The sequence below is a fragment of the Stenotrophomonas sp. MYb57 genome, assembly GCF_002966815.1.
GTDB classification, from domain to species: Bacteria; Pseudomonadota; Gammaproteobacteria; order Xanthomonadales; family Xanthomonadaceae; genus Stenotrophomonas; species Stenotrophomonas indicatrix.
This window is the reverse complement of the sequence record NZ_CP023271.1, coordinates 3,148,696-3,170,425: the sequence shown is the minus strand read 5'-3', so window position 1 is coordinate 3,170,425 and position 21,730 is coordinate 3,148,696. Positions and strand designations below refer to the sequence as shown.

21 protein-coding genes are annotated in these 21,730 nt (G+C 67.5%); 11 read left to right on the top strand and 10 right to left on the bottom strand.

The features are described from left to right. Positions 1-137: 137 nt before the first annotated feature. Together phbB and gluQRS are read right to left on the bottom strand one after the other, a co-directional pair. Positions 138-878: an acetoacetyl-CoA reductase gene (phbB, locus tag CLM74_RS14620; RefSeq protein ID WP_025876381.1), complete on the bottom strand. Its 741-nt coding sequence runs from the start codon at positions 876-878 to the stop codon at positions 138-140. Positions 879-895: 17 nt separating this feature from the next. Beyond that, positions 896-1,816, bottom strand: coding sequence for a tRNA glutamyl-Q(34) synthetase GluQRS (gene gluQRS, locus CLM74_RS14615; protein ID WP_105164391.1), 921 nt, complete (start codon positions 1,814-1,816; stop codon positions 896-898). A 92-nt stretch (positions 1,817-1,908) separates the two neighbouring features. Between gluQRS and htpX the strand changes: the two genes are divergently transcribed. Beyond that, the gene (gene htpX, locus CLM74_RS14610; RefSeq protein ID WP_032978694.1) at positions 1,909-2,775 is read left to right on the top strand and encodes a protease HtpX; all 867 of its coding nucleotides are present in this window, start codon (positions 1,909-1,911) and stop codon (positions 2,773-2,775) included. Positions 2,776-3,496: 721 nt separating this feature from the next. On the opposite strand, the gene CLM74_RS14605 is transcribed toward htpX, so the two are convergent. Further along, positions 3,497-4,324, bottom strand: coding sequence for an inositol monophosphatase family protein (locus tag CLM74_RS14605; protein ID WP_025876387.1), 828 nt, complete (start codon positions 4,322-4,324; stop codon positions 3,497-3,499). A gap of 120 nt (positions 4,325-4,444) precedes the next feature. Between CLM74_RS14605 and CLM74_RS14600 the strand changes: the two genes are divergently transcribed. The 3 genes from CLM74_RS14600 to CLM74_RS14590 all read left to right on the top strand — a co-directional run bounded on the left by CLM74_RS14600 (position 4,445) and on the right by CLM74_RS14590 (position 7,756). Next, on the top strand, positions 4,445-5,215 hold the full coding sequence (locus CLM74_RS14600) for an RNA methyltransferase (RefSeq protein WP_105164390.1): 771 nt from the start codon (positions 4,445-4,447) through the stop codon (positions 5,213-5,215). Between the two features lie 76 nt (positions 5,216-5,291). Continuing rightward, the gene (locus CLM74_RS14595; RefSeq protein ID WP_158684153.1) at positions 5,292-5,633 is read left to right on the top strand and encodes a hypothetical protein; all 342 of its coding nucleotides are present in this window, start codon (positions 5,292-5,294) and stop codon (positions 5,631-5,633) included. Continuing rightward, positions 5,630-7,756, top strand: a complete 2,127-nt coding sequence (locus CLM74_RS14590) for an EAL domain-containing protein (RefSeq protein WP_025876393.1) — start codon at positions 5,630-5,632, stop codon at positions 7,754-7,756. Before CLM74_RS14595 ends, CLM74_RS14590 begins: the two co-directional genes overlap by 4 nt. A gap of 4 nt (positions 7,757-7,760) precedes the next feature. Here the strand turns inward: CLM74_RS14590 and epmB are convergent, their stop codons facing one another. After that, the gene (epmB, locus tag CLM74_RS14585) at positions 7,761-8,801 is read right to left on the bottom strand and encodes an EF-P beta-lysylation protein EpmB (protein ID WP_033831580.1); all 1,041 of its coding nucleotides are present in this window, start codon (positions 8,799-8,801) and stop codon (positions 7,761-7,763) included. 97 nt (positions 8,802-8,898) lie between these two features. Between epmB and efp the strand changes: the two genes are divergently transcribed. The 5 genes from efp to CLM74_RS14560 all read left to right on the top strand — a co-directional run bounded on the left by efp (position 8,899) and on the right by CLM74_RS14560 (position 13,160). Next, on the top strand, positions 8,899-9,465 hold the full coding sequence (efp, locus tag CLM74_RS14580) for an elongation factor P (protein WP_006379771.1): 567 nt from the start codon (positions 8,899-8,901) through the stop codon (positions 9,463-9,465). Positions 9,466-9,665: 200 nt separating this feature from the next. Then, a complete protein-coding gene (locus CLM74_RS14575; RefSeq protein WP_059064671.1) occupies positions 9,666-11,009 on the top strand; it encodes a TRZ/ATZ family hydrolase in 1,344 nt (447 codons plus the stop codon). A gap of 26 nt (positions 11,010-11,035) precedes the next feature. Beyond that, the gene (ubiG, locus tag CLM74_RS14570; protein WP_105164388.1) at positions 11,036-11,752 is read left to right on the top strand and encodes a bifunctional 2-polyprenyl-6-hydroxyphenol methylase/3-demethylubiquinol 3-O-methyltransferase UbiG; all 717 of its coding nucleotides are present in this window, start codon (positions 11,036-11,038) and stop codon (positions 11,750-11,752) included. Next, the gene (locus tag CLM74_RS14565) at positions 11,749-12,444 is read left to right on the top strand and encodes a phosphoglycolate phosphatase (protein ID WP_033831577.1); all 696 of its coding nucleotides are present in this window, start codon (positions 11,749-11,751) and stop codon (positions 12,442-12,444) included. The genes ubiG and CLM74_RS14565 overlap by 4 nt, the downstream gene beginning before the upstream one ends. A gap of 11 nt (positions 12,445-12,455) precedes the next feature. Next, on the top strand, positions 12,456-13,160 hold the full coding sequence (locus CLM74_RS14560; RefSeq protein ID WP_033831576.1) for a squalene/phytoene synthase family protein: 705 nt from the start codon (positions 12,456-12,458) through the stop codon (positions 13,158-13,160). Positions 13,161-13,249: 89 nt separating this feature from the next. Here CLM74_RS14560 and CLM74_RS14555 read toward each other — a convergent pair whose 3' ends face one another. Genes CLM74_RS14555 through yidD form a run of 3 tightly spaced genes read right to left on the bottom strand, consistent with a single transcriptional unit; the run spans position 13,250 to position 15,700 of the window. Beyond that, positions 13,250-14,098: a M23 family metallopeptidase gene (locus CLM74_RS14555; protein WP_199776052.1), complete on the bottom strand. Its 849-nt coding sequence runs from the start codon at positions 14,096-14,098 to the stop codon at positions 13,250-13,252. Continuing rightward, positions 14,098-15,444, bottom strand: a complete 1,347-nt coding sequence (locus tag CLM74_RS14550; RefSeq protein WP_105164387.1) for a dihydroorotase — start codon at positions 15,442-15,444, stop codon at positions 14,098-14,100. The genes CLM74_RS14555 and CLM74_RS14550 overlap by 1 nt, the downstream gene beginning before the upstream one ends. A 1-nt stretch (position 15,445) precedes the next feature. Continuing rightward, on the bottom strand, positions 15,446-15,700 hold the full coding sequence (yidD, locus tag CLM74_RS14545; RefSeq protein ID WP_099843098.1) for a membrane protein insertion efficiency factor YidD: 255 nt from the start codon (positions 15,698-15,700) through the stop codon (positions 15,446-15,448). Positions 15,701-15,973: 273 nt separating this feature from the next. Here yidD and dksA point away from each other — a divergent pair, with 273 nt between their 5' ends. After that, the gene (gene dksA, locus CLM74_RS14540; protein WP_025876412.1) at positions 15,974-17,194 is read left to right on the top strand and encodes an RNA polymerase-binding protein DksA; all 1,221 of its coding nucleotides are present in this window, start codon (positions 15,974-15,976) and stop codon (positions 17,192-17,194) included. A gap of 518 nt (positions 17,195-17,712) precedes the next feature. On the opposite strand, the gene CLM74_RS14535 is transcribed toward dksA, so the two are convergent. From CLM74_RS14535 to cysS, 3 genes are read right to left on the bottom strand one after another with little or no spacing between them, the layout of a single operon-like run. Further along, the gene (locus tag CLM74_RS14535) at positions 17,713-18,960 is read right to left on the bottom strand and encodes an MFS transporter (RefSeq protein ID WP_032978720.1); all 1,248 of its coding nucleotides are present in this window, start codon (positions 18,958-18,960) and stop codon (positions 17,713-17,715) included. Continuing rightward, complete coding sequence (locus tag CLM74_RS14530) at positions 18,957-19,409, bottom strand: SufE family protein (protein ID WP_105164386.1); 453 nt, start codon at positions 19,407-19,409, stop codon at positions 18,957-18,959. Before CLM74_RS14530 ends, CLM74_RS14535 begins: the two co-directional genes overlap by 4 nt. 55 nt (positions 19,410-19,464) lie before the next feature. Beyond that, positions 19,465-20,841 (bottom strand): cysteine--tRNA ligase, encoded by a 1,377-nt coding sequence (gene cysS / locus CLM74_RS14525; protein ID WP_105164385.1) that lies wholly within the window; start codon positions 20,839-20,841, stop codon positions 19,465-19,467. Positions 20,842-21,028: 187 nt separating this feature from the next. Between cysS and CLM74_RS14520 the strand changes: the two genes are divergently transcribed. Next, the gene (locus CLM74_RS14520; RefSeq protein ID WP_025876420.1) at positions 21,029-21,592 is read left to right on the top strand and encodes a hypothetical protein; all 564 of its coding nucleotides are present in this window, start codon (positions 21,029-21,031) and stop codon (positions 21,590-21,592) included. Positions 21,593-21,730: the final 138 nt, after the last annotated feature.

Genomic DNA, 21,730 nt, shown 5'->3' with positions numbered 1-21,730 from the left:
GCAGCAGCGGTTGCAACCGCCCCAGCCCCCGCCAGGCTTGGCTTTCCGGTGCCGGAATGTTGCGCAGCAAGGCTTTGCGTGCTGCGCAGCATGACCAACGGCAGGGTGCAGCACGGGCTTTCAGGCCCTGGCGCCGTTTACCAGCCCATGTGATGGCCGCCGTTGATGTCCAGGTTGCTGCCGGTGATCCACGAGGCCTCTTCGGCCACCAGGAAGGACACGCCGTAGGCGATTTCTTCCGGCTTGCCCAGGCGCCCGGTCGGGATGTCGGCAATGATCTTGGCGCGCACTTCCTCGGGCACCGCCATCACCATGTCGGTGGCCACGTAACCGGGCGAGATCGTGTTCACGGTGATGCCGAAGCCTGCATTCTCGCGCGCCAGCGAGATGGTGAAGCCATGCATGCCGGCCTTGGCAGCGGCGTAATTGGCCTGTCCGTACTGGCCCTTCAGGCCGTTGATCGAGCTGATCTGGATGACCCGGCCCCAGCCGCGTCGACGCATGCCCTCGATGACCGGGCGGGTGACGTTGAACACCGAGTTGAGGTTGGTGTTGATCACATCGTGCCACTGCTCCGCGCGCATGCGGTGGAAGGTGGTGTCGCGGGTGATGCCGGCGTTGTTGACCAGGATCTCGACCGGGCCCAGTTCGGCCTCGACCGCGCGGATCAGGCCTTCGGCGCTGGCAGAGTCGGAGACATCGCCCGGGAAGATCGCCACGTGGTAGCCGCGTTCGGTCATCGCCTGCTGCCAGGCGCGGGCCTTGGTCTCATCGCGGTAGTTGGTGGCGACCCGGTGGCCCTGGTCGGCCAGGCGTTGGCAGATGGCGGTACCGATGCCGCCGGTTCCGCCGGTGACCAGTGCGACGCGAGATGTCATGGAAAGCTGTCCGGATGTCAGGTGGAGGAAGGGGGATTCTGCAACATCGGCGCGGAAAGTGCGCCGGCCGGCAGCAGAATGTCCGCGCGCGGCAGCAGGCCGGGGTTGAAGCTGCGCTGCGCCGCGGCCAACAGCGCGTCGCGGTCGTCGATGCCGTCCAGTGCGGTGCCCGGCTGGCCCAGCAGTACCCACAACCGGCGCAGCACCGGTACCGGCGCGCCGGCATCCACCGGCAGCGCGGCCAGTGACTTGGACAGTTTGTGGCCCGGTGCATCCAGCAGCAGCGGCAGGTGCCAGTAGCGCGGCGTCGGCAGGTCCAGCGCCTGCTGCAGCAGGATCTGCCGGGCGGTGGAATCGAGCAGGTCGGCGCCGCGTACCACTTCGGTGACCCCCTGCGCGGCGTCATCGACCACCACCGCCAACTGGTAGGCCCAGCAGCCGTCGGCTCGGCGCAGTACGAAGTCGCCCACCTCGGCATGGACATCCTGTTGTTGTCGGCCGCGCAGGCCATCCTCGAAATGCACCACGCTGCCCTCAGGTACCCGGAAGCGGACGGCGGGGTCCGGTCGTGCCTGCCGCGCGACGCAGTGATGGTGCAGGCCACCGTTGGCGGCAAGATCGCTGCGGCTGCAGTGGCAGACAAACGCGTGGCCATCGGCCAGCAGGCGGTCCAGCGCAGTCTGATAGGCGTCGCCGCGCGCGCTCTGCCAGATCACCGGCCCGTCATGGACCAGTCCGAACGCGGCCAGGGACTGCAGCTGCGCCTGTGCCGCACCAGCAACCGTGCGGGGTGGGTCGACGTCCTCGATGCGCAACCGCCACAGGCCGCCATGGTGGCGCGCAAGCAGCCAGCTGCCGAAGGCGGCAAGCAGCGAGCCGGGATGCAGCAGGCCGGTGGGCGAGGGCGCGAAGCGGCCGCAGGAGAGGGAGGAGGTCATGCAGCTGAATCGTCGGTCAGGTTGGCGCTTGAATTCAAGCTGACTGCACCGCAGATTGACGGATATCGACCTCTTCCGAGCCGGAAATTCCCATGTTCACCCGTATTGCGCTGTTCCTGGCCACGAACTTTGCCGTGCTGATCCTCGCCAGCATCGTGATGTCGCTGATAGGGGTCGACCCCAGCCGGATGAGCGGCCTGCTGGTCATGGCTGCCATCTTCGGTTTTGGTGGTTCGCTTATCTCGCTGCTGCTGTCCAAGTGGATGGCCAAGCGCTCCACCGGTGCGGTGGTGATCACCGAGCCGCGCAACCAGACCGAGCGCTGGCTGCTGGCCACCGTCGAGCGCCAGGCCAAGGCAGCCGGTATCGGCATGCCGGAAGTGGCGGTGTATGACGGCCCGGAGATCAACGCGTTCGCCACCGGTGCCAACCGCAACAACGCGCTGGTGGCGGTGTCCACCGGCCTGCTGCACAACATGAGCGAGGACGAAGCCGAAGCCGTGCTCGGCCACGAGATCGCCCACGTCGCCAACGGAGACATGATCACCATGGCACTGCTGCAGGGCGTGCTGAACACCTTCGTGATCGTGCTGGCCCGCGTAGTCGGCGGCATCATCGACAGTGCTTTGTCGGGCAACCGCGAAGGCGGCGGCCGTGGCTTTGCGTACTACATCATCGTGTTCGTGCTGGAGATGGTGTTCGGCCTGTTCGCCACGATGATCTCGATGTGGTTCTCGCGCCACCGCGAATTCCGTGCTGACGCTGGCGGTGCATCGCTGGCCGGTCGCCAGAAGATGATCTCGGCGCTGGAGCGGCTGCAGCTCAACCACGGCCAGAGCACCCTGCCGACGCAGATCGCCGCGTTCGGTATTGCCGGTTCGACGGCGAAGAAACTGTTCATGAGCCACCCGCCGCTGGAAGAGCGCATCGCCGCGCTGCGGGCGTCGACGGTGGCATAAGCCTCCGCTTGTAGAGCAGTGCAGGAACGCCTGGCCTCGCGCCGGGCGTTTTTGTTTGCGCGCCCACGCGGCGGTAGCGCCGGGCCATGCCCGGCGGATCGTTTTCGCGACCGCGGAGGGGCGTCACTTTTCTTTTCGCGCGAAAAGAAAAGTAACCAAAAGAAACGCGCCGCCGGCCGCGAGCCGTCGCTACGCGCCGGTCCCCTGCGCTTCTCGGTCCGCCGAGGGACGGTGCGGGAACTCGCTGCGCTCAGACACCCGCACCTCTTCGCCCTCGCCGGACCTGCGGTGCTCGGCTCGCTGTAAGGCGGGCCGGAAGATCAAGATCAACGGCAAGAGCATCCACGCATGGCGTGGATCTACTGGGTGCAGCTGTGGCGTTTGATCTTGGGTCCGCCTTGCAGCGAGCCGAGCATCGCAGGGGAATCAGGGGCGCAGAGGCGCCGATGTCTGAGCGCAGCGAGTTCGGCGCCGTCCCCTGGTTCGCCGAGAAGCGCAGGGGACCGGTGCGTAGCACCGGCTTGCGTACTGGCGGCGTGTTTCTTTGGTTACTTTCTTGATGGCGCACATCCCTGTGCGCCACCCTACGGGCCGGCTCCGCCGTTCCGCGCTGCTCCTGCAGCACGGTGCACGAGCAAAGAAAGTGACAAGCACGATCACTGCGGATACGAAAACGGCACCTTCGCAGGTGCCGTCTCCATGAACCGCTTTACGCGCGAACTCAGAACTTCGCGTCGAACTCGGCAGCGTAACCCGTGTTGACCAGCACCTTCTGCAGCGACTCGGCCACCTTCAGGTTGCCGGCCACGATCTGCTGGGTGTCCGGGCCGCGGTTGTCCATGCGGGCCGGGGTCGCGCCCTTGAAGTCGCAGACCTTGCCACCGGCTTCGCGCACCAGCAGCACGCCGGCAGCGATGTCCCAGGCCTTCACGCCGGCCTCAAAGTAGGCGTCGGCGCGGCCACAGGCGACGTAGGCCAGGTCCAGCGCGGCCGAACCCGAGCGGCGGATGTCCTCGGCGTGCACCAGCAGGGCGTCCAGCGACTTCAGCTGCGCACTGGCGCGGGCACGCTCGCGCGGGGCAAAACCGGTGTGGATCATGGTGCCTTCCAGATCCTTGCGGTCGGCCACGCGGATGCGGCGGTCGTTGAGCACGGCGCCGGCACCACGGCTGGCGGTGAACAGTTCATTGCGCAGCGGGTCGAAGATCACCGCGTCGGTCGGCTCGCCGTTCTCGACCAGGGCGATCGACACGCAGTAGTGCGGCACGCCGCGCAGGTAGTTGCTGGTGCCGTCCAGCGGGTCGATGACCCACATGTGGCGACGCTCGCTCTGCACGCCACCTTCTTCACCGAAGATGCCGTACTCGGGGTAAGCGCGCTTGAGTTCCTTGACGATCACCTTTTCCGCGTCCGCATCGACTTCGCTGGCGTAGTCCATGCGGCCCTTCTGGACTACATTCAGTGCCTCGAGCTTGTTGATGTTGCGCAAGAGGACGTTGCCGGCGAGGCGGGCGGCCTTGACCATGACGGTGACGGCGGGTTTCTGCATGGCATGGGCTCCCGGAAGGGCAGAAGAGAAGGGCTGGCGGGGGAAAAGAGCGGGTCCGGCGCAGTGGCCGGCCGCACAGTTTACCATTGGTCTTCGTCCAGCTCGACATTTTCCCTGTTCATGTCCCAGTTTCCTGTCGCCACCCGTCTCCGATTCGTCCTTGTCGGCACCCAACACCCCGGCAACATGGGGGCCGCCGCCCGTGCCCTGAAGACCATGGGCCTGGCCCGCCTGGTCCTGGTGGCGCCGGAGAAGCCGCTTGATGAAGAGGCCTTCCGGCGCTCGGCCGGTGCCGAGGACGTGCTCGGCGACGCGCCGGTGGTGGCCACCTTGGCCGAAGCCGTGGCCGACTGCCGCTTCGTGCTGGGGTGCACAGCGCGTGCGCGCCGGGTCCAGCTGGAGGAGTTCCTGCCGGCAGATGCCGCCGCCCGCGCAGTGGCCAAGGCCAGCGAGGGTGCCGAGGTGGCGCTGGTGTTCGGTCGCGAGCGTACCGGCCTGACCAACGAGGAGCTGCAGCTGTGCCATGCCGCCGTGCACATTCCGTCCGACCCGGAGTTCAGCTCGCTCAACCTGGCCGCCGCAGTGCAGGTGCTGGCCTATGAAGTGCGCATGCAGCTGCTGGGCGCACAGCCGGTGGCTGCGATCGAGCCGGACAACCGCGAGCAGGTTGCCAGCCACGATCAGATGGAGAGCTTCTTCGCCCAACTTGGCGAGACTCTGGACGAGATCGATTTCCACAAGGGACGCGCGCCCGAGTCGGCGATGCGCAAGCTGCGCCGCCTGTTCCTGCGCAGCGAGCCCAGCGAGCAGGAAGTGCGCCTGCTGCGCGGCATCCTGGCCGATACCCAGCGCATGGCGCGGCTGGCGCAGAAGAACGGCAAGGACAGCTGACGACGGTCTCATTTTTTCGGGTAGTCTGTCCGGATACCCCGGGGGGATGATGCTTGTGTCGGGTCTGCGTAGGGCAATGCAGGGGGAACTGCTGCGCCTGACCTTGGCCCTGCTGGCCGGGACGGCGCATGCTGCGCCCGGTTCACAGAAGGGGGCGTTGGGCAGCGATGAGGGGCAACTCGCGATGACGCAGGATCATGCGCTTGGCAGTGTGGACCGGCAGGCTGCCGGACCGGCGCCGGGGGTATCAGGCCGGGCGTCCGCCGGGTTGCCGCGTGTCGTCTGTCTTCGGCGGGTGCAGCGTGCGTTGCAGAAGATGTTGGGGGCTTCCGGTTTCCGCCGCGTCGATGCGCATGCGCAGCCGTGGCGGGATGATTTGAAACAAGGGTCGACGCGCGTGCGGATGGAAGTGGAATGAAGTTGCTCGGCTCGGGGATGCAGGCCCGGTTCCTGCTTGCGATGGGCGGGGCGATGCTGGTGGTGGTGGCGATCCTGGCCGTGCTGCTGGGGCGGCAGGCTGCGATGCAGGGCGAGGTGAGGTCGCTCAGCAACGGCGTCATCCACGAACTGTTCGACCGCAGCGTGCGCAGCCGTGGCGAGGCCATGGTGCGCGAGCTGTCCGATGCGCTTGCCGGTCCGCTCCACAACAACGACCTGGACCAGGTCGGGGCGCTGGTGCGCAGCATTTCGCGGCAGCCGGTGGTGCGCTACGTACTGGTGTTCGACGACCGCGGGCGGCTGGTCCACGACGGCTCGGCCGGAGTGCCCGGATCCGGGCGGCCGATGACCGATCCGTTGGCGGCCGGGGCGGTTGCCGCGCAGTCGCTGGTGGTGCAGCAGTCGCCCACGGTGCTCGACAACGCGATGCCGATCAGGGTGGGCAAACAACGCATCGGTGGTGTCCGCGTCGGCATGGCGCTGGATGAAGTGCTGCAGCGTGAGCAGGCGGCCAACGCGACCCTCGGCGAGCGGCTGCAGCAGATGGGAAGCCGGCATCTGGGCTGGCTGCTGCTGATGCTTGGCCTGCTGGTGGTGATCGGCGTGGTGGTGATCCTGTACGTACAGCGCACGCTGGTGGCGCCGATCCGCGAGCTGGCCGCGGCCGCCCGGCGCATCGAAGCGGGCGACTACCAGGCGCCGCTGCGGGAAAACACCCGCGACGACGAAGTCGGGGAACTGGTGCGCGGCTTTGCCCGCATGCGTGATGCGATCGCCCGCCACGACCGCGAAGTGCGGCGCATGGCCTACACCGACGCCTTGACCGGGCTCACCAACCGCCTGGCGTTCCGCGAGGCGCTGGACCATCGATTGATGGCCGCACGTGCGTCCAATCACCGGTTGGGTCTGCTGTTTGCCGATATCGATGATTTCAAGCGGGTCAATGACACGCTGGGCCATGAGGCCGGCGACGAGGCGTTGCTGCAGTTCGCCCAGCGCATCGGCCGCGCAGTGACCGAGGCCGGCGGCGACGATGCCGTGCTGGCGCGGTTCGGCGGCGACGAATTCGTGATCCTCGTTGGTGATGGCGATGTTGCGGCCAATGCGCGGTTGCTGGCCGAAGTGCTGGTGCGCGAGCTGGGCAAACCGCTGGTGGTGCAGGGCAGGGAACTGTTCCTGGGCACCTCGATCGGCGTGACCCTGTTCCCCGACGATGCCGCAGATGCGACGACGCTGCTGAAGAACGGCGACATCGCGATGTACCAGGCAAAGATGGCCGGCAAGAACTGCTATCGCTATTACAGCCGGGCCATGGATCACGCGGTCGAGCGGCGCGTGCACATGGAACAGGAACTGCGCGGTGCCTGGGAGCGCGGCGAGCTGCGGCTGGCCTACCAGCCGATCTTCCGCATGCGTGACCGCCGCATGGTCGGTGTCGAAGTGCTGCTGCGCTGGCAGCACCCGACGCTGGGCACGATTCCGCCATCGGTGTTCATCGAGGTGGCCGAGCAGAGTGGCCTGATCGAGATCATCGGCCCGAAGGTGCTGCGTGCCGCCTGCATGGAAGCGGTGCAGTGGCCGCGCGGCGTGGCCGGTGACGAGTTGTTCGTCTCGGTCAATGTGTCGCCACGGCAGCTGCGCGGCGGTGAGCTGCCGGCGTTGGTTGCGCAGTGCCTGCAGGAGTCGGGTCTGCCGGCCTCGCGCCTGCACCTGGAGCTGACCGAGACGGCGGTGATCGGCGATGAGATGCTGGCCGCGCAGCTGTTGGACCGCCTGCACCGGGCCGGGGTGAAGGTGTGGCTGGACGACTTCGGTACCGGTTTCTCCGGTCTCAGCCACCTGCGGCAGGTGCCGGTGGACGGCGTCAAGATCGACAAAAGCTTCGTCGCCGACATGCAGCGCGACCCGGACGACCTGGCCCTGACCACGGCGATCATCGCCATGGCCCACGCGCTGGGCATCACGGTGGTGGCCGAGGGTATCGAACAGGAGGCCCAGTTCGAGCTGCTGGCCCAGCGTGGCTGCGACCTGGGTCAAGGCTACCGGCTGAGCCACCCGGTCACCGCCACCGAAGTGGTGCGGATGATCGAATCGGGCGCGTGAGGCGCTACAGCGGGCGCTTGCTCGGGTCGCCGGGCAGTTCGCGGACCAGCTTGGGGACCAGGTAGCCGGACAGCCGGGCAGTGAGGCCGGCAATCAGGGCCTTGGCCTGGATGTCGTCCACTTCGAAGTGGGCCACGCCCTCGACGCGATCCAACTGGTGCAGGTAATACGGCAGCACGCCGGCAGCGAAGCTGCGTTCGCTCAGGTCCTGCAGCGCCTGCACGCTGTCGTTGACTCCGCGCAGCAGCACCGCCTGGTTCAGCAGCTGGGCGCCGATGCCACGCAGGCGGGCCATCGCCATGTCGACGCTGGCGTCGAATTCATTGGCGTGGTTGGCGTGGACCACGATCGCCAGTGGCCACGGCAGGCTGCCCAGCCAGGCCAGCAGTTCCTCGTCCACGCGCTCGGGCAGCACGATCGGCAGGCGCGTGTGGATGCGCAACCGGCGGATGTGCGGGATCTGGCGCAGCGCATCGGTCAGCTCGGCCAGCTTGTGCGTGGCCAGCGACAGCGGGTCGCCGCCGGACAGGATCACCTCATCGATGTCCGGGTCTGCGGCGATGGCCTCCACGGCCTCCTGCCAGCCCCCCTTGGCGGCGTTCTCGGCGCCATAGTCGAAATGCCGGCGGAAGCAGTAGCGGCAGTTGATGGCACAGCTGCCGGTGGCCACCAGCAGGGCCCGGCCACGGTATTTCTGGATGACCCCGGTGGCCTTTTTGGCCGCGCCGTCGCCCACCGCGTCAAAGCTGAACCCGGGCGCCGGGCGCATCTCCGCGTCGATCGGCAGTACCTGCCGCAGCAGCGGATCGTGGGCGTCGCCACGGCGCATGCGGGCGACGAAACCCTCCGGCACGCGCAGCGCGAACTGGGCGATGGCCGCCTCCGATACGCCCAGCGCCGCGGCATCGAGATCCAGGCGGGCCAGCAGCGTCTGCGGGTCGCGCAGGGCCTGCCGCCACAGCTGCTGCCAGCGCGCGGGCGCGCTTGGCGACTGGGTCCGGGGGAAGGCGGAAAGCTGCATGGAGAGGGGGCCTGCGGTTATCATGGACACATAAACAGTTGCCCGCCGGGGTTCCGGTGGGCTTTCCATTCTATCCGGCTCGCCGCACGCGCGGCGGTTTCGCCATTTGAGGAGCTTGAGCATGGCCACTGCGGGCATGAACGATGTCAAGAACGGGATGAAGATCCTGGTCAACAATGAACCGGCCGTCATCTCCGAGACCGAGTTCATCAAGCCGGGCAAGGGCCAGGCCTTCACCCGCGTGCGCTATCGCTTCATCAAGTCGGGCCGCACGGTCGAAATGACCATGAAGGCGACCGACGACGTGGAAGTGGCCGATGTGGTCGATACCAACATGGACTACATGTACAGCGACGGCGAGTACTGGCATTTCATGGACCCGGAGACCTTCGAGCAGGTGCAGGCCGACAAGGCCGGCATGGGCGGCGCCGAGAAGTGGCTGAAGGGCGAGGAGTCCTGCATCGTGACCCTGTTCAACGGTTCGCCGATCTTCGTGCAGCCGCCGAATTTCGTTGAACTGAAGATCACCGAGACCGATCCGGGCGTCCGCGGTGACACTTCGGGCGGCGGCGGCAAGCCGGCCACCCTGGAAACCGGCGCCGTGGTGCGCGTGCCGCTGTTCGTCAACCAGGATGAAATCATCAAGGTCGACACCCGTTCGGGCGAGTACTCCTCGCGCGTCAAGTAATCCGGCGCAGCCGGATTACGGTAGTGCCGGCCGCTGGCCGGGTACGCGCCATCGCATTCGCGCTGGCGCTCCCATGATCTGCTTCGGCAGATCATGGGCGCCGCTTCACGAGTCTCCAGACCCCGCCGCTTCGCGGCAGCCCCTGACTCAGGGGCGTGTCCCCCAGCAGCATCTCGCCGCCCCCCAGCCAGTGAGCCCGCATGAGCGATAGCCCGCACCTCCCCGAAGCCTGCGACCTGCTCATCGAAGCCGGTTATGTCGTTCCGATCGAGCCGCATGCGGTGGTGCTGGAAGACCATGCCGTGGCCATCCGTGGCAGCGAGATCGTGGCCGTCCTGCCGCGCGCCGAAGCGCGTGCGCGGTTCCGTGCCACCCAGGTTGTCAGCCGCCCAGAGGCGGCGCTGATGCCGGGCCTGGTCAACGCACATACGCACAACCCGATGACCCTGCTGCGCGGCGTCGCCGACGACCTGCCGCTGATGACCTGGCTGCAGCAGCACATCTGGCCGGTGGAAGCGGCGGTGATCGGACCCGAATTCGTGGCCGACGGCACCACCCTTGCCATCGCCGAGATGCTGCGTGGCGGCACCACCTGCGCCAACGAGAACTATTTCTTTGGTGACGTGCAGGCTGCCGTCTACAAGAAGCACGGTTTCCGCGCGCTGGTCGGCGCGGTCATCATCGATTTCCCCACCGCCTGGGCCAAGACCGACGACGAGTACTTCGCCAAGGCCGGTGAACTGCATGACCAGTGGCGCACCGACCCGCTGATCGGCACCGCATTCGCGCCGCATGCGCCGTACACGGTCAACGATGCCAATTTCGAGCGGGTGCGGATGCTGTCCGACCAGCTGGACATGCAGGTGCATCTGCATACCCATGAAACCGCGCAGGAAATCACCGATTCGATCAAGCTGCACGGCCAGCGTCCGCTGGCGCGGCTGGATCGCCTCGGCCTGGTCAACGACCGCCTGATCGCGGTGCACATGACCCAGCTGACCGAGGCCGAGATCCACCTGTGCGCCGAGCGCGGCGTCAGCGTGGTGCACTGCCCGGAGTCGAACCTGAAGCTGGCCTCTGGTTTCTGCCCGGCCTGCGCCCTGCAGCGCGCCGGCGTGAACCTGGCCATCGGCACCGACGGCTGCGCCAGCAACAACGACCTGGATATGTTCAGCGAGAACCGCACGGCGGCGATCCTGGCCAAGGCCGTGGCCGACGATGCCACCGCGCTGGACGCGGCGACCACGTTGCGCGCCTCCACCCTCGGCGGCGCCCGCGCCCTGGGCTTCGGCGAGCGCATCGGTTCGATCGAGGTCGGCAAGCAGGCCGACCTGGTCTGCGTTGATCTGTCCGCGCTGGAGACCCAGCCGCTGCACAACGTGCTGTCGCAGCTGGTGTACGCCACCGGCCGCCAGCAGGTCAGCGACGTCTGGATCGCCGGCAAGCCCAAGCTGGTGCAGCGCGAGCTGGTCGGCATGGACCTGCCGGGCATCATCGCCAACGCGCGCCAGTGGCGCGAGCGCATCCGTCATATCCGCGCCTGAGTGCAGGCGCCGCAAGGACAACCGTCATGACTGCCCCCCACGCTTCTTCCAATTTCGATCAGGCCGAGCTGGACAAGTTCGCCGCGCTGGCCAACCGCTGGTGGGACGCCGATGGCCCGCAGAAGCCGCTGCACGCACTGAATCCGGTGCGCCTGCAGTACGTTGCCGACCGCGCGTCGCTGCGTGGCGCACGTGTGCTCGACATCGGCTGCGGTGGCGGGCTGCTGAGTGAAGCGCTGGCCCACGCCGGTGCCGAAGTGACCGCCATCGACCTGGCACCGGAGCTGGTCAAGGTTGCGCGTCTGCATGCCCTGGAAAGCGGCGTCAGCGTCGACTACCGGGTGCAGGCCGCCGAGGACCTGGCCGCCGAACAGCCGGGCAGCTTCGATGTGGTGACCTGCATGGAAATGCTCGAGCACGTGCCCGATCCGGGCGCGATCATCGAGGCCTGCAAGCGTCTGCTGAAGCCGGGTGGCCATCTGTTCCTGTCCACCATCAACCGCACCGCAGCCGCATTCGCCGTGGCCATCGTCGGTGCCGAGTACGTGGCACGGCTGCTACCCAAGGGCACCCACCACTACCAGGAATTCATCAAGCCGGCCGAGCTGGCGCGTTGGCTGCGCGAGGCCGACCTGCAGCTGGCCGATGTCAGCGGCATGGCCTATGAGCCGTGGCGCAACCGCGCCCGCCTGAGCAGCCGCACCGACATCAACTACCTGGCCCACGCGGTCAAGGCGCCGTGACCGCCGCCGTGTTCCCGCGTGCTGTGCTGTTCGACCTGGACGGTACGCTGCTGGACAGCGCCCCGGATTTCGTCGCCACCCTTGATGCGATGCTGGCCGAGCGCGGCCGCGCACCGATCGATCCGGCGCAGTTGCGGCCAGTGGTGTCCAAGGGTTCACGGGCGATGGTGTCGGCCGCGTTTCCAGAGCTGGAAGCAGCCGAGCGCGATGCACTGATTCCCGAGTTCCTGCAGCGCTACGAAGCCTCGATCGGCCAGCATGCCGTGCTGTTCGACGGCGTCGCCGGCATGCTCGATGCGCTGGACGAAGCCGGCACCGTGTGGGGCATCGTCACCAACAAGCCCGAATACCTGGCGCGGCTGATCGTGCCGCAGTACGGCTGGCAGCAGCGCTGCGCCGTGCTGGTCGGGGGTGACACCCTGGCCGAACGCAAGCCGCATCCGTTGCCGCTGCTGCACGCCGCGCAGCTGATCGGCATCGCAGCGGAAGACTGCGTGTACGTCGGCGACGATGAGCGCGACATCATCGCCGCGCGTGCTGCCGGCATGCCGTCGGTGGCGGCGCTGTGGGGCTACCGCCTGCACAGCGATGACCCGTTGGCCTGGCAGGCCGATGTGCTGGTCGAGAACGCCGGACTTCTGCAACTGGCCAGTCTCTGGCCGAACCGGCCGGCGACCCCGGCCCAGCCGTAAGGAACAACGTAGTGAGCAGTACCGCGCTGGATAGTTTCCTCGACAAGTGGCGCAGCCGCTGGCCGGAATGGTCGGTGGCCGAGCCGTTCGTGGCCGAACCGCAGCGCCATGTGGCGCTGGCGTGGTTCGCGCTGCTGCAGGAATTCGACGACATGCTCAACACCGCTGGCGACCCGCTGCCGGCGGACGCCAAGCTGGCGTGGTGGGGCGAGGAACTGCGCAGCTGGGCCGCGCAGCGTTCGCGGCATCCGCTGGGACGCGTGCTGGAGCCGGTGCGGGCACCGTGGGTGCAGCTGGCCGAGGCGCTGCCGGATCTGGTCGAGGCGCGCACCGTAGCGCTGGACGCTGCCGGTGCCGAACGCGCACTGGGCAACTATGCCGACGCGGTGGCTGCGGTCGAGGCCGTGGTGTTTGCCGACAAGCCGCGCAAGGGTGCTGGCCATGCCGTGCTGCTGCAGACCCTGGCCCAGCGCCTGCAGGACGCTGGCGTGGCCGGGGTTCCGCGCAGCCTGCTGGACGAAGATGCCGGCAACGCTGCACAGCGTTGGGCGCAGCAGTTGCTGAAAGGGTGGGGCACCCGCGTGCCCGGTCCACGTGCACGCCGGGTGTGGTCGAGCCTGGCGCGTGCACGTCTGGCGGCGCAGGCCGCCGGCAAACCGATTGAAGCCACGCCCGTGCGCACGTTGCTGCGCGTGTGGTGGGCCGCGCGCGGCTGAGCCATCACATGGTAGTGCCGGCCGCTGGCCGGCAATCCGCATAGGTCGCTGAACACCATGAGGTTGCCGGCCAGCGGCCGGCACTACCGTTACTTGCGCTCCAGCACCAGCAGCGGATCGATGCGGGTGTCGAACCAGTTCATGCCCCAGTGCAGGTGCGGCCCGGTGGCACGGCCGGTGGCGCCGACGGCGGCGATCACCTGGCCCTGTTCGACGCGATCACCGACCTTCACGTCGATGCGCGACAGGTGCAGGAAATTCGAACTGACGCCGAAGCCGTGGTCGAGCAGCAGCGTGCCACCGGTCAGGTACAGGTCCGGCCCAGCGAACGTCACCACACCGGCCGCCGGTGCCTTCACCGGGGTGCCGGTCGGCACTGCGATGTCCATGCCGGAGTGGCCGGCACCGGGCTGGCCGTTGTACACGCGGGCGTTGCCGAAGCGGCCGCTGATGCGGCCCTGCACCGGCCAGATGAAGGTCTGGGTGAAATCGGTGCGGTTGTCGTCGCGCGCACGCGCAGCGGTGACCTGCGCCTGTTCGCGCTTGATCCGCTCGGCGATGGCCGGCGGCGGATTGACCGTCTTCGGCGGCACGCCGTTCACCCGCTCGGTCGGCCAGTCGCGCGCGGTCACGGCGATGGCGGCCGTCTCGCTGCTGCCATCCGGTCGGCGGATCTGCACCTGCAGCGGGCCCTTCTCATCGCGACCGATGCCGAACACCACGCTGCCGTAGCTGCTCACGCGCAGGTCGCGGCCTGCATAGCGCACGCTGCTGCCGGCGGGAACCTTGCCGATCACCAGCGCGCCCTGCGACGCGCTGGCCGGGAACACCACGCGGCTGTCGATCAGGTCGCCGATGCCGTCCTGTGCCTGGGCCGCGGGTGCGGAGAACAGGGGCGCTGCCAGCAGCAGTGCCGCGAACATGAGTGCCGGACGCATCAGCGGTCGTAGGTCATGCGCTGGCCGGCGGGCTCGCCCACCAGCGTGTTGCCGTCCCACACCAGCTGGCCGTTGACCCAGGTGGAGGCCACGCGCGAACGGAACGTGGTGCCCTCGAACGGCGACCAGCCGCACTTGGACAGCACGTCCTCGCGCTTGACCGTGAACGGCACATCTTCCACCAGCACCAGGTCGGCGAAGTAGCCTTCGCGCAGGAAGCCACGCTTTTCCACATCGAACAACTGGGCCGGGGCATGGGCGAATTTCTGCACGACCTGCTCGCGGGTCAGCTTGCCTTCGTGCACGCGTTCCAGTGCGGCGACCAGCGCGTACTGCACCAGCGGCAGGCCGGACGGCGCCTGCGCATAGGGCTTCTGCTTCTCTTCCCAGGTATGCGGGGCGTGGTCGGTGGCCAGCACGTCCAGCACGTCGTCAGCCAACGCGGCCGTGATCGCCTCGCGATCGGCCACGTCCTTGATCGCCGGATTGCACTTGATCAGATTGCCCTTGGTCGCATAATCCGGGCGGGCGAAGTGCAGGAAGTGCACGCAGGTCTCGGCGGTGATCTGCTTGCGGCTGCCATCAGCGCGGATCAGCGGGCCCTTCTCGAACAGCGCCAGTTCGTCGGCGGTGGAGATGTGCAGCACGTGCAGGCGGGTGCCGTGCTTGCGCGCCAGCGACATGGCCAGCCGCGTCGACTTGATGCAGGCTTCGCGCGAACGGATGTCCGGGTGCATCTCCGGGGTCAGTGCGTCGCCGTACTTTTCCTGGAACGCTTTCAGGTTGGCATCGATCATCGGCGTGTCTTCGCAATGCGTGATGATCGGGGTGGGGCACTCGCGGAAGATCGCGTCCAGGGTTTCGGGGTTGTCGACCAGCATGTTGCCGGTGGACGCACCCATGAACACCTTCACGCCCGGCGCCTTCTTCGGATCGAGCGCACGAATGGCGTCGAGGTTGTCGTTGCTGGCACCGTGGTAGAAACCGTAGTTGGCCCAGGCACGGCCGCGCGCCAGCTCGTACTTGGCTTCCAGGATGGTCGAATCCAGGGTCGGCGGGTTGGTGTTGGGCATGTCCATGAAGCTGGTCAGGCCACCGGCCACGGCCGCGGCCGATTCGCTGGCGATGTCACCCTTGTGGGTCAGGCCGGGTTCGCGGAAATGCACCTGGTCGTCGATCATCCCGGGCAGCAGCCAGCGCCCGGCCGCATCCACCACCTGTTCGCCATCACGCGGAGTCAAACCCTTGCCGATCTGCGCGATGCGGTCGTTCTCGATACGCAGGTCGCCTTCGAAGGTGCGGCCTTCGTTGACCAGGCGGGCATTGGTGATGAGCGTGGAGGACATGTCAGTGTTTTCCTGTGCAACGGCAAGAGGGGGCGTTGGGAGATTCGGGCACTGGATCGAAGCCGCCGGGATGGAACGGATGGCAGCGGCCCAGCCGTCGCGCCGCCAGCCAGCTGCCGCGCAGCGGGCCGTGCCGGGAGATGGCATCCATGGCGTATTCAGAGCAGCTCGGCACGAAACGGCAGCGAGGCCCCAGCAGCGGGCTGATGAAGCGCTTGTAGAAGCGCAGCACGGCGATGAGCAGGCGCGAGATCACGCAGTCATCTTAAGCCAGTTGGCATGAAGGCCGCATTTGTGCAGGATGGGCCGTTGGTCGCATGTCGTAGATGGCCTGCGACCGCTAGCGGCACCCCTCCAGGTGCCGGACAGGTTCCGTACCGCGCAAGGCGGTCCGTGTTCGTCGGACCGCACCTTGGACCCGTTGACTCCTGGACTGAATGGAGCGGGCCCCCAAGGTTGCTGCTGCGGGTCGGGTAGGCTATAAAGGCCCGCTTTCCCGGGCCCCGGGGAATCCAAGGAAGAGCGTTTCGTGGCTGCTAAAAAAACTGCAAAGAAGGCCGTCAAGGCCGCCAAGAAAACCGCCAAGCCTGTTGTGAAGAAGTTGGCGGCCAAGCCCGTTGCCAAGAAGCCGGCCAGCAAGCCGGCGACCAAGGCGGCATCCTCACAGCCGGCGGCCAGGAAGGCCACCGCAAAGAAAGCGCCGGTGAAATCCGGCAAGCCGGCAGTGGCGAAGAAGCCCGCTGCGCCGGTCAAGGCCAAACCTGCCGCTGCCAGCAAGAAGGCGCCGGTGGTGAAGAAGGTTGCCAGCAAGGCTGCGCCGGTGAAGAAGGCCGCTGCCAAGCCGGCACCGAAGAAGGCAGCAGCCAAGCCGGCGCCGAAGGCAGTGGTGAAGAAGGTTGCCGCCGCGCCTGCTGCCAAGCCGGCAGCAAAGAAGGTGGCGCCTGCCAAGCCGGCACCAGCCAAGAAGGTTGCTAAGAATGTCGCCCCGCCGGCCGCCAAGCCGACGCCGGCCCCTGTAGTGAAGTCCGCACCGAAGCCAGCTGCGAAGCCGGCCCCGGCCAAGTCTGTCCCGGCCAAGACCGCGGCAGTGGCGGCAGCCAAACCGGCCCCCAAGCCGGCCCCGGCCGCCGCTTCTGCAGCATCGACCGCCCCGCAATCCAAGAATCCCGTGCCCGTTTCGAAATCGCCTGCCAAAACCGCCGTGAAATCCGATTCCGCTCCGAAGACCGTGACCCGCCCCGTGGGCAAGGTCGCCGTGGCCGTTGCCGCCCGTTCGACGGCACCTGCGCCGCGCAGCAAGTACAAGGTCGTCGAATACAAGACCGACGAGGCCACTGGCCGCCCGATCCTGCCGGCAGGCTACAAGCCGGCCTCGGACGAGGAGTACATGAGCCCGCTGCAGCAGGAGTACTTCCGTCAGCGCCTGCAGAACTGGCGCGCCGACCTGGTGGAAGAGTCCAAGCAGACCATCGAGAACCTGCGTGAGGAAGTGCGTGACATCGGCGATGAAGCCGAGCGCGCGACCCGCGAAACCGAGAACTCGCTGGAGCTGCGCACCCGTGACCGTTACCGCAAGCTGATCGGCAAGATCGACAGCACCCTCAAGCGCCTGGAAGCAGGTGATTACGGGTACTGCGTGGACACCGGTGAAGAGATCGGCCTGGAGCGCCTTGAAGCGCGCTTGACCGCCGAGCGCACCATCGACGCCCAGGAGCGTTGGGAGCACCTGCAGAAGCAGCAGGGCGACTGATTCCGGTTCGTTGTGATGTCATGCAGAAAGCCCGGCTTCGGCCGGGTTTTTTGTTGGGTTCGAGTTGGCTGCGCAGAGCAGCGCCTTCCGGGTATCAGGGTGAGCCTGCGGGTGGGGCCGGGCAGGACACGCTGCAAGTACATCCCTGTAAGCTCGGCCGCGGCATCCATGCCGCGGACGGTCCTGCCCGGCCCACCCGCAGGCTCTCGACGCTTCCCTGCGCGCGGTCGCTGGAGAGCCGAACCACGATCGGCTCAGGCCGGAGCCGGTGATTGGATGGAAGGGCAAGAGCAATCAAGCATGGCTTGGCTCTACCAGCGGCGAAGAGGCGCCGCTGTTCTGTAGAGCCGACTGTTGGTCGGCTGGCTTTCCGCGCCGTCCCCTGATTCAACGAGGAGCGCAGGGCACCGGTGCGTAGCACCGGCTCGCGGATGGCGGCGCGTTTCCGCCGGGGTCGCGGAAAGCGCCCGCCGGGCATGGCCCGGCGCTACCGGCGCGTGTGCGCACGGAAATCCGCTCTATTGCAGATCGCGCAGATTCAATTTCCGCAGCGTCGGGTTCTTCCATGCAGTGACCCCGGCCACGCTCAGCACCGCGAATCCGCCCAGTACCACCGCCGGTACCAGCCCCAGCACCTTGGCCATGGTGCCGGCATAGAACGCGCCCAGTTCGTTGGACGAACTGATGAAGATGCCGTTGATCGACGATACCCGGCCGCGCATCTCTTCCGGCGTGGCCAGCTGCAGGATGGTGGAGCGGATCACCACCGACACGCCGTCGAATGCGCCGTAGAACAGCAGGATCAACGCCGACAGCCAGAAGTGCTGGGACAGGCCGAAGCCGATCACGCACAGGCCGAAGCCGGCGACCGCGAACAGCAGCACCCGACCGGCATTACGGTGCAGGGGGTGGCGCGCCAGCCACAGGCCAACGCACACCGAACCCAGTGCCGGCGCCGCGCGCAGGATGCCCAGGCCCTCCGGGCCGTGATGCAGGATCTCGTGCAGGAACGCCGGCAGCATCGCCACCACACCGCCCAGCAGTACCGAGAACATGTCCAGCGCCATGGCGCCGACCATGATCCGGTTGCCGACCACGAAGCGCGCGCCTTCGGCAATGCTCTTGAAGATCGGGGCGGCTGGGCCGGCATGCACCGGCTCTTCCACCTTCAGCGTGGCCAGGCAGCCCATCGCCACCAGCGCGAAGGCCGTGGCCACCGCATAGGACAGGCCCTTGCCACCGAAGCCGACCAGTACGCCACCCAGTGCCGGGCCGGCGATCATGCCAGCCTGGAACACCACGGCGCCAAGGCCGGCGCCACGGGCGAAGTGCTCGCGTGCCAGCACGCGGGCGAACAACGCGTTGTAGATCGGCGACAGGAAGGCACGGACCATGCCGGTCAGTGCGATCGCCGCATAGATCGGCCACACGCCCTCAACCGGCAGCCAGCCCTTGGCCACGCTGGTCAGAACCAGCGCGGTGGCGACCAAGCCGGAACAGGCGACCATGCCCAGCTTGCGGCGCGGCAGATGATCCACCAGATAACCGGCGAACGGGGCCACGCAGAAGAACGGCAGCACCTCGGCCAGGCCGATCAGGCCCAGCGAGAACGGATTGCGGGTGACTTCGTAGATGTGCCAGCCGACGGTGACCGCGACCACCTGGTAGGACAGCATCGCGAAGATACGATACGCCAGCAGCCTGGCGAAACCGGGCCGGGACAGCAGGCCCAGCGCGGTGTCTTCGGCCGTGGCGGGCTCGCTCACGACGGATCGCGCTGCAGCTGGGCCTGCGCGGTCTCGCGGATGAACGCCAGCATCGCCGCCACGCCGTTGCTGCGGGTCGGCGACAGGTGGCGGGCAAGACCGATATCCTGGATATAGCTGGGTTCGGTGGCCAGGATCTCCTGCGCGGTGCGCCCGGAGTACACGCGCAGCGCCAGGAAGATCAGGCCGGAGACGATGGCCGAATCGCTGATGGCGTGGAAGCGCAGCGACTGCGAGTTGCCTTCCGGCACGATCCAGACCATCGACTGGCAACCGAGCAGGCGGTGCTCTTCGGTCTTCCACGCGTCCGGGAAGGCGGGCAGCTTGCGGCCGAGGTCGATCAGGTACTGGTAGCGCTCGGACCAGTCGCCGAAGAAACCGAATTCCTCGGCGATGGCCGTCTGTGCCTCGGCGGCGGTGGGTTCAAGCGGGAACGGGGAGTCGATCACAACAGTCTCTACAGTAGGGAGCGTGGCCGGCGGACCGGCCACGGGGCAGGGCAGGTCAGCCGCGCTTGCGCGACCAGCGCACGCCCTGCGGGGTGTCTTCCAGCACGATGCCTTCGGCGGCCAGCTGGTCGCGGATGGCGTCGGAACGGGCGAAGTCACGTGCCTGCTTGGCTGCCGCGCGTTCGTCGATCAGGCCCTGGATACGCGCATCGTCGTCGCTGTCGCCGGCGGCGTTGCCGAACCATTGCGCCGGATCGGCCTGTAGCAGGCCCAGGGCGAGGCCGGCGCCAAGCAGTTCACTCTTCAACCGTGCGCGTTCGCCAGGATCGGTGGCGCGGCGCGCTTCACCGGCGATACGGGCCACTTCGGCCAGCGCCTGCGGCGTATTGAGATCGTCATCCAATGCCGCTTCGATCTCTGCCGGGATCACCGCGGTGGCGGCAACGTCGGCCAGCTCGCGCAGGGTGCCGTACAGGCGGTCGAGGGTGCGGCCGGACTGTTCGATCAGCGCATCGGACCAGTCCAGCGGCTGCCGGTAGTGGGCCGACAGCAACGCCAGGCGCAGCGCCTCGGGGGCATGCCTGCGCACCAGGTCGTGGACGCGCTCGATGTTGCCGATCGACTTGCTCATCTTGGTGCCGCCGAAGTTGAGCATGCCGTTGTGCAGCCAGAAGCGCGCGAACACCTTGCCGCCGTGCGCGCACTCGCTCTGTGCGATCTCGTTTTCGTGGTGCGGGAACTGCAGGTCGACGCCGCCGGCATGGATGTCGATGGTCTCGCCCAGGTGCGCGGCGGCCATCGCCGAGCATTCGATGTGCCAGCCCGGGCGGCCGCGGCCCCAGGGCGATTCCCAGCCCGGCAGGTCGTCGCTGGACGGCTTCCACAGCACGAAGTCGCCGGGCGCGCGCTTATAGGGAGCGACCTCGACCCGGGCGCCGGCCAGCATCTCGTCCGGATCGCGGCGCGACAGCTTGCCGTAGCCCTCGAAACTGCCGACGGCGAACAGCACGTGGCCCTCGGCGGCGTAGGCATGCCCGCTGCTGACCAGCTGCTCGATCATGGTGATGATCTGCGCCATGTGCGCGGTCACTTCCGGCTCGATGTCCGGCGGCACCACGCCCAGCGCGGCCATGTCTTCACGGTAGGCAGCAGCGAAACGGTCGGTGATGGTGCTGATCGGCACGCCCTGCTCGCGCGCGGCGGTGTTGATCTTGTCGTCCACGTCGGTGATGTTGCGGGCGTAGCGCAGGGCACCGAAGCGCCGACGCAGCAGGTCGGCCAGCACCCCGAACACCACCGGCCCACGGGCGTTGCCGATGTGCACGTAGTTGTAGACCGTCGGGCCGCACACATACAGGGTCGGACAGGCCGGATCGAGCGGGGTGAACGGTTCGAGCTGGCGAGTCAGGTTGTTGTGCAGGCGCAGGGTCATGGGTCTGTGACTGGGGGACAAGCCTGTGATTTTAGAACGTGTCGGGGCCCTTTGGGGGAACCGTTGCCACCGGTAGACGTCACCGGCGGCCGGGGTGGGGTGGGCAGGAACGGCGCGGACGGGTAATGTTCAGCCCCTTGCGGTCACCACTGCCTACACTATTGCCGTGTCCCTGCTCCCTTCGCCAATGAAAACCACCGCGTTGCTGACCCTGGCCTGCCTGTCGGCGCTGCCCGCCGTGGTCCTGGCCCAGGAGGCCGAGCCCCGCAACCGGGTGGTGATCGTGGAGAACGTGAAGTTCGACTACGCCCAGGTGCTCAACGTGGAGCCGGTGTTCCAGACCCTGCGTGCCACCCGCACCGAGGAGCACTGCGAGCCGGTCTCGACCCGTACCCTGGCCCCGGTCAATGTCACCGGCGAGGAGCCGGTGGAGGACAAGGGCCGCATCGGCCGCCTCTGGGATTCGGTTCGCTCGATGTTCAAGCGCAGCGACGAGGAAGTGCTGGAGGAACTGCCGGCCGAAGCCCCCGCCCCGGCGCCGGCCAACACGGGCCCGATGCTGACGCGGGACTGTCGTATCGTGCCCGTCGGACGCGAGTTCCGCCGCCCCATCGCCTATGACGTGGACTATGTCTACAAGGGCACCAAGTACCGTTCACGGCTGCCGGAAGACCCGGGCAACCGGCTGAAGATCCGGGTTTCGATCACCCCCTGGGTGGGCCCGGAGCAGGCTGCCGCCGGCACCCCCTGATTCTGCGACGCCGGCCTCTTGCGCCGGCCCCGGCCGCATGTAAAGATTGCCGACCAATGAAGCTCACCGACTTCCAGCACGACAGCAGCGCCGCCCGCCAGGCCACTGGCATGACGTCGCGTGCCCGTCGACCGGAAC

Coding starts and splice junctions, on each gene's coding strand:
- CLM74_RS14605 (WP_025876387.1), bottom strand. CDS start 4,324: ATGCAGAAACCCGCCGTCACCGTCATGGTCAAGGCCGCCCGCCTCGCC.
- CLM74_RS14595 (WP_158684153.1), top strand. CDS start 5,292: ATGCAGGGGGAACTGCTGCGCCTGACCTTGGCCCTGCTGGCCGGGACG.
- CLM74_RS14590 (WP_025876393.1), top strand. CDS start 5,630: ATGAAGTTGCTCGGCTCGGGGATGCAGGCCCGGTTCCTGCTTGCGATG.
- ubiG (WP_105164388.1), top strand. CDS start 11,036: ATGACTGCCCCCCACGCTTCTTCCAATTTCGATCAGGCCGAGCTGGAC.
- CLM74_RS14575 (WP_059064671.1), top strand. CDS start 9,666: ATGAGCGATAGCCCGCACCTCCCCGAAGCCTGCGACCTGCTCATCGAA.
- CLM74_RS14520 (WP_025876420.1), top strand. CDS start 21,029: ATGAAAACCACCGCGTTGCTGACCCTGGCCTGCCTGTCGGCGCTGCCC.
- epmB (WP_033831580.1), bottom strand. CDS start 8,801: ATGATAACCGCAGGCCCCCTCTCCATGCAGCTTTCCGCCTTCCCCCGG.
- CLM74_RS14555 (WP_199776052.1), bottom strand. CDS start 14,098: ATGCGTCCGGCACTCATGTTCGCGGCACTGCTGCTGGCAGCGCCCCTG.
- gluQRS (WP_105164391.1), bottom strand. CDS start 1,816: ATGACCTCCTCCCTCTCCTGCGGCCGCTTCGCGCCCTCGCCCACCGGC.
- efp (WP_006379771.1), top strand. CDS start 8,899: ATGGCCACTGCGGGCATGAACGATGTCAAGAACGGGATGAAGATCCTG.
- CLM74_RS14600 (WP_105164390.1), top strand. CDS start 4,445: ATGTCCCAGTTTCCTGTCGCCACCCGTCTCCGATTCGTCCTTGTCGGC.
- CLM74_RS14550 (WP_105164387.1), bottom strand. CDS start 15,444: ATGTCCTCCACGCTCATCACCAATGCCCGCCTGGTCAACGAAGGCCGC.
- htpX (WP_032978694.1), top strand. CDS start 1,909: ATGTTCACCCGTATTGCGCTGTTCCTGGCCACGAACTTTGCCGTGCTG.
- cysS (WP_105164385.1), bottom strand. CDS start 20,841: ATGACCCTGCGCCTGCACAACAACCTGACTCGCCAGCTCGAACCGTTC.
- phbB (WP_025876381.1), bottom strand. CDS start 878: ATGACATCTCGCGTCGCACTGGTCACCGGCGGAACCGGCGGCATCGGT.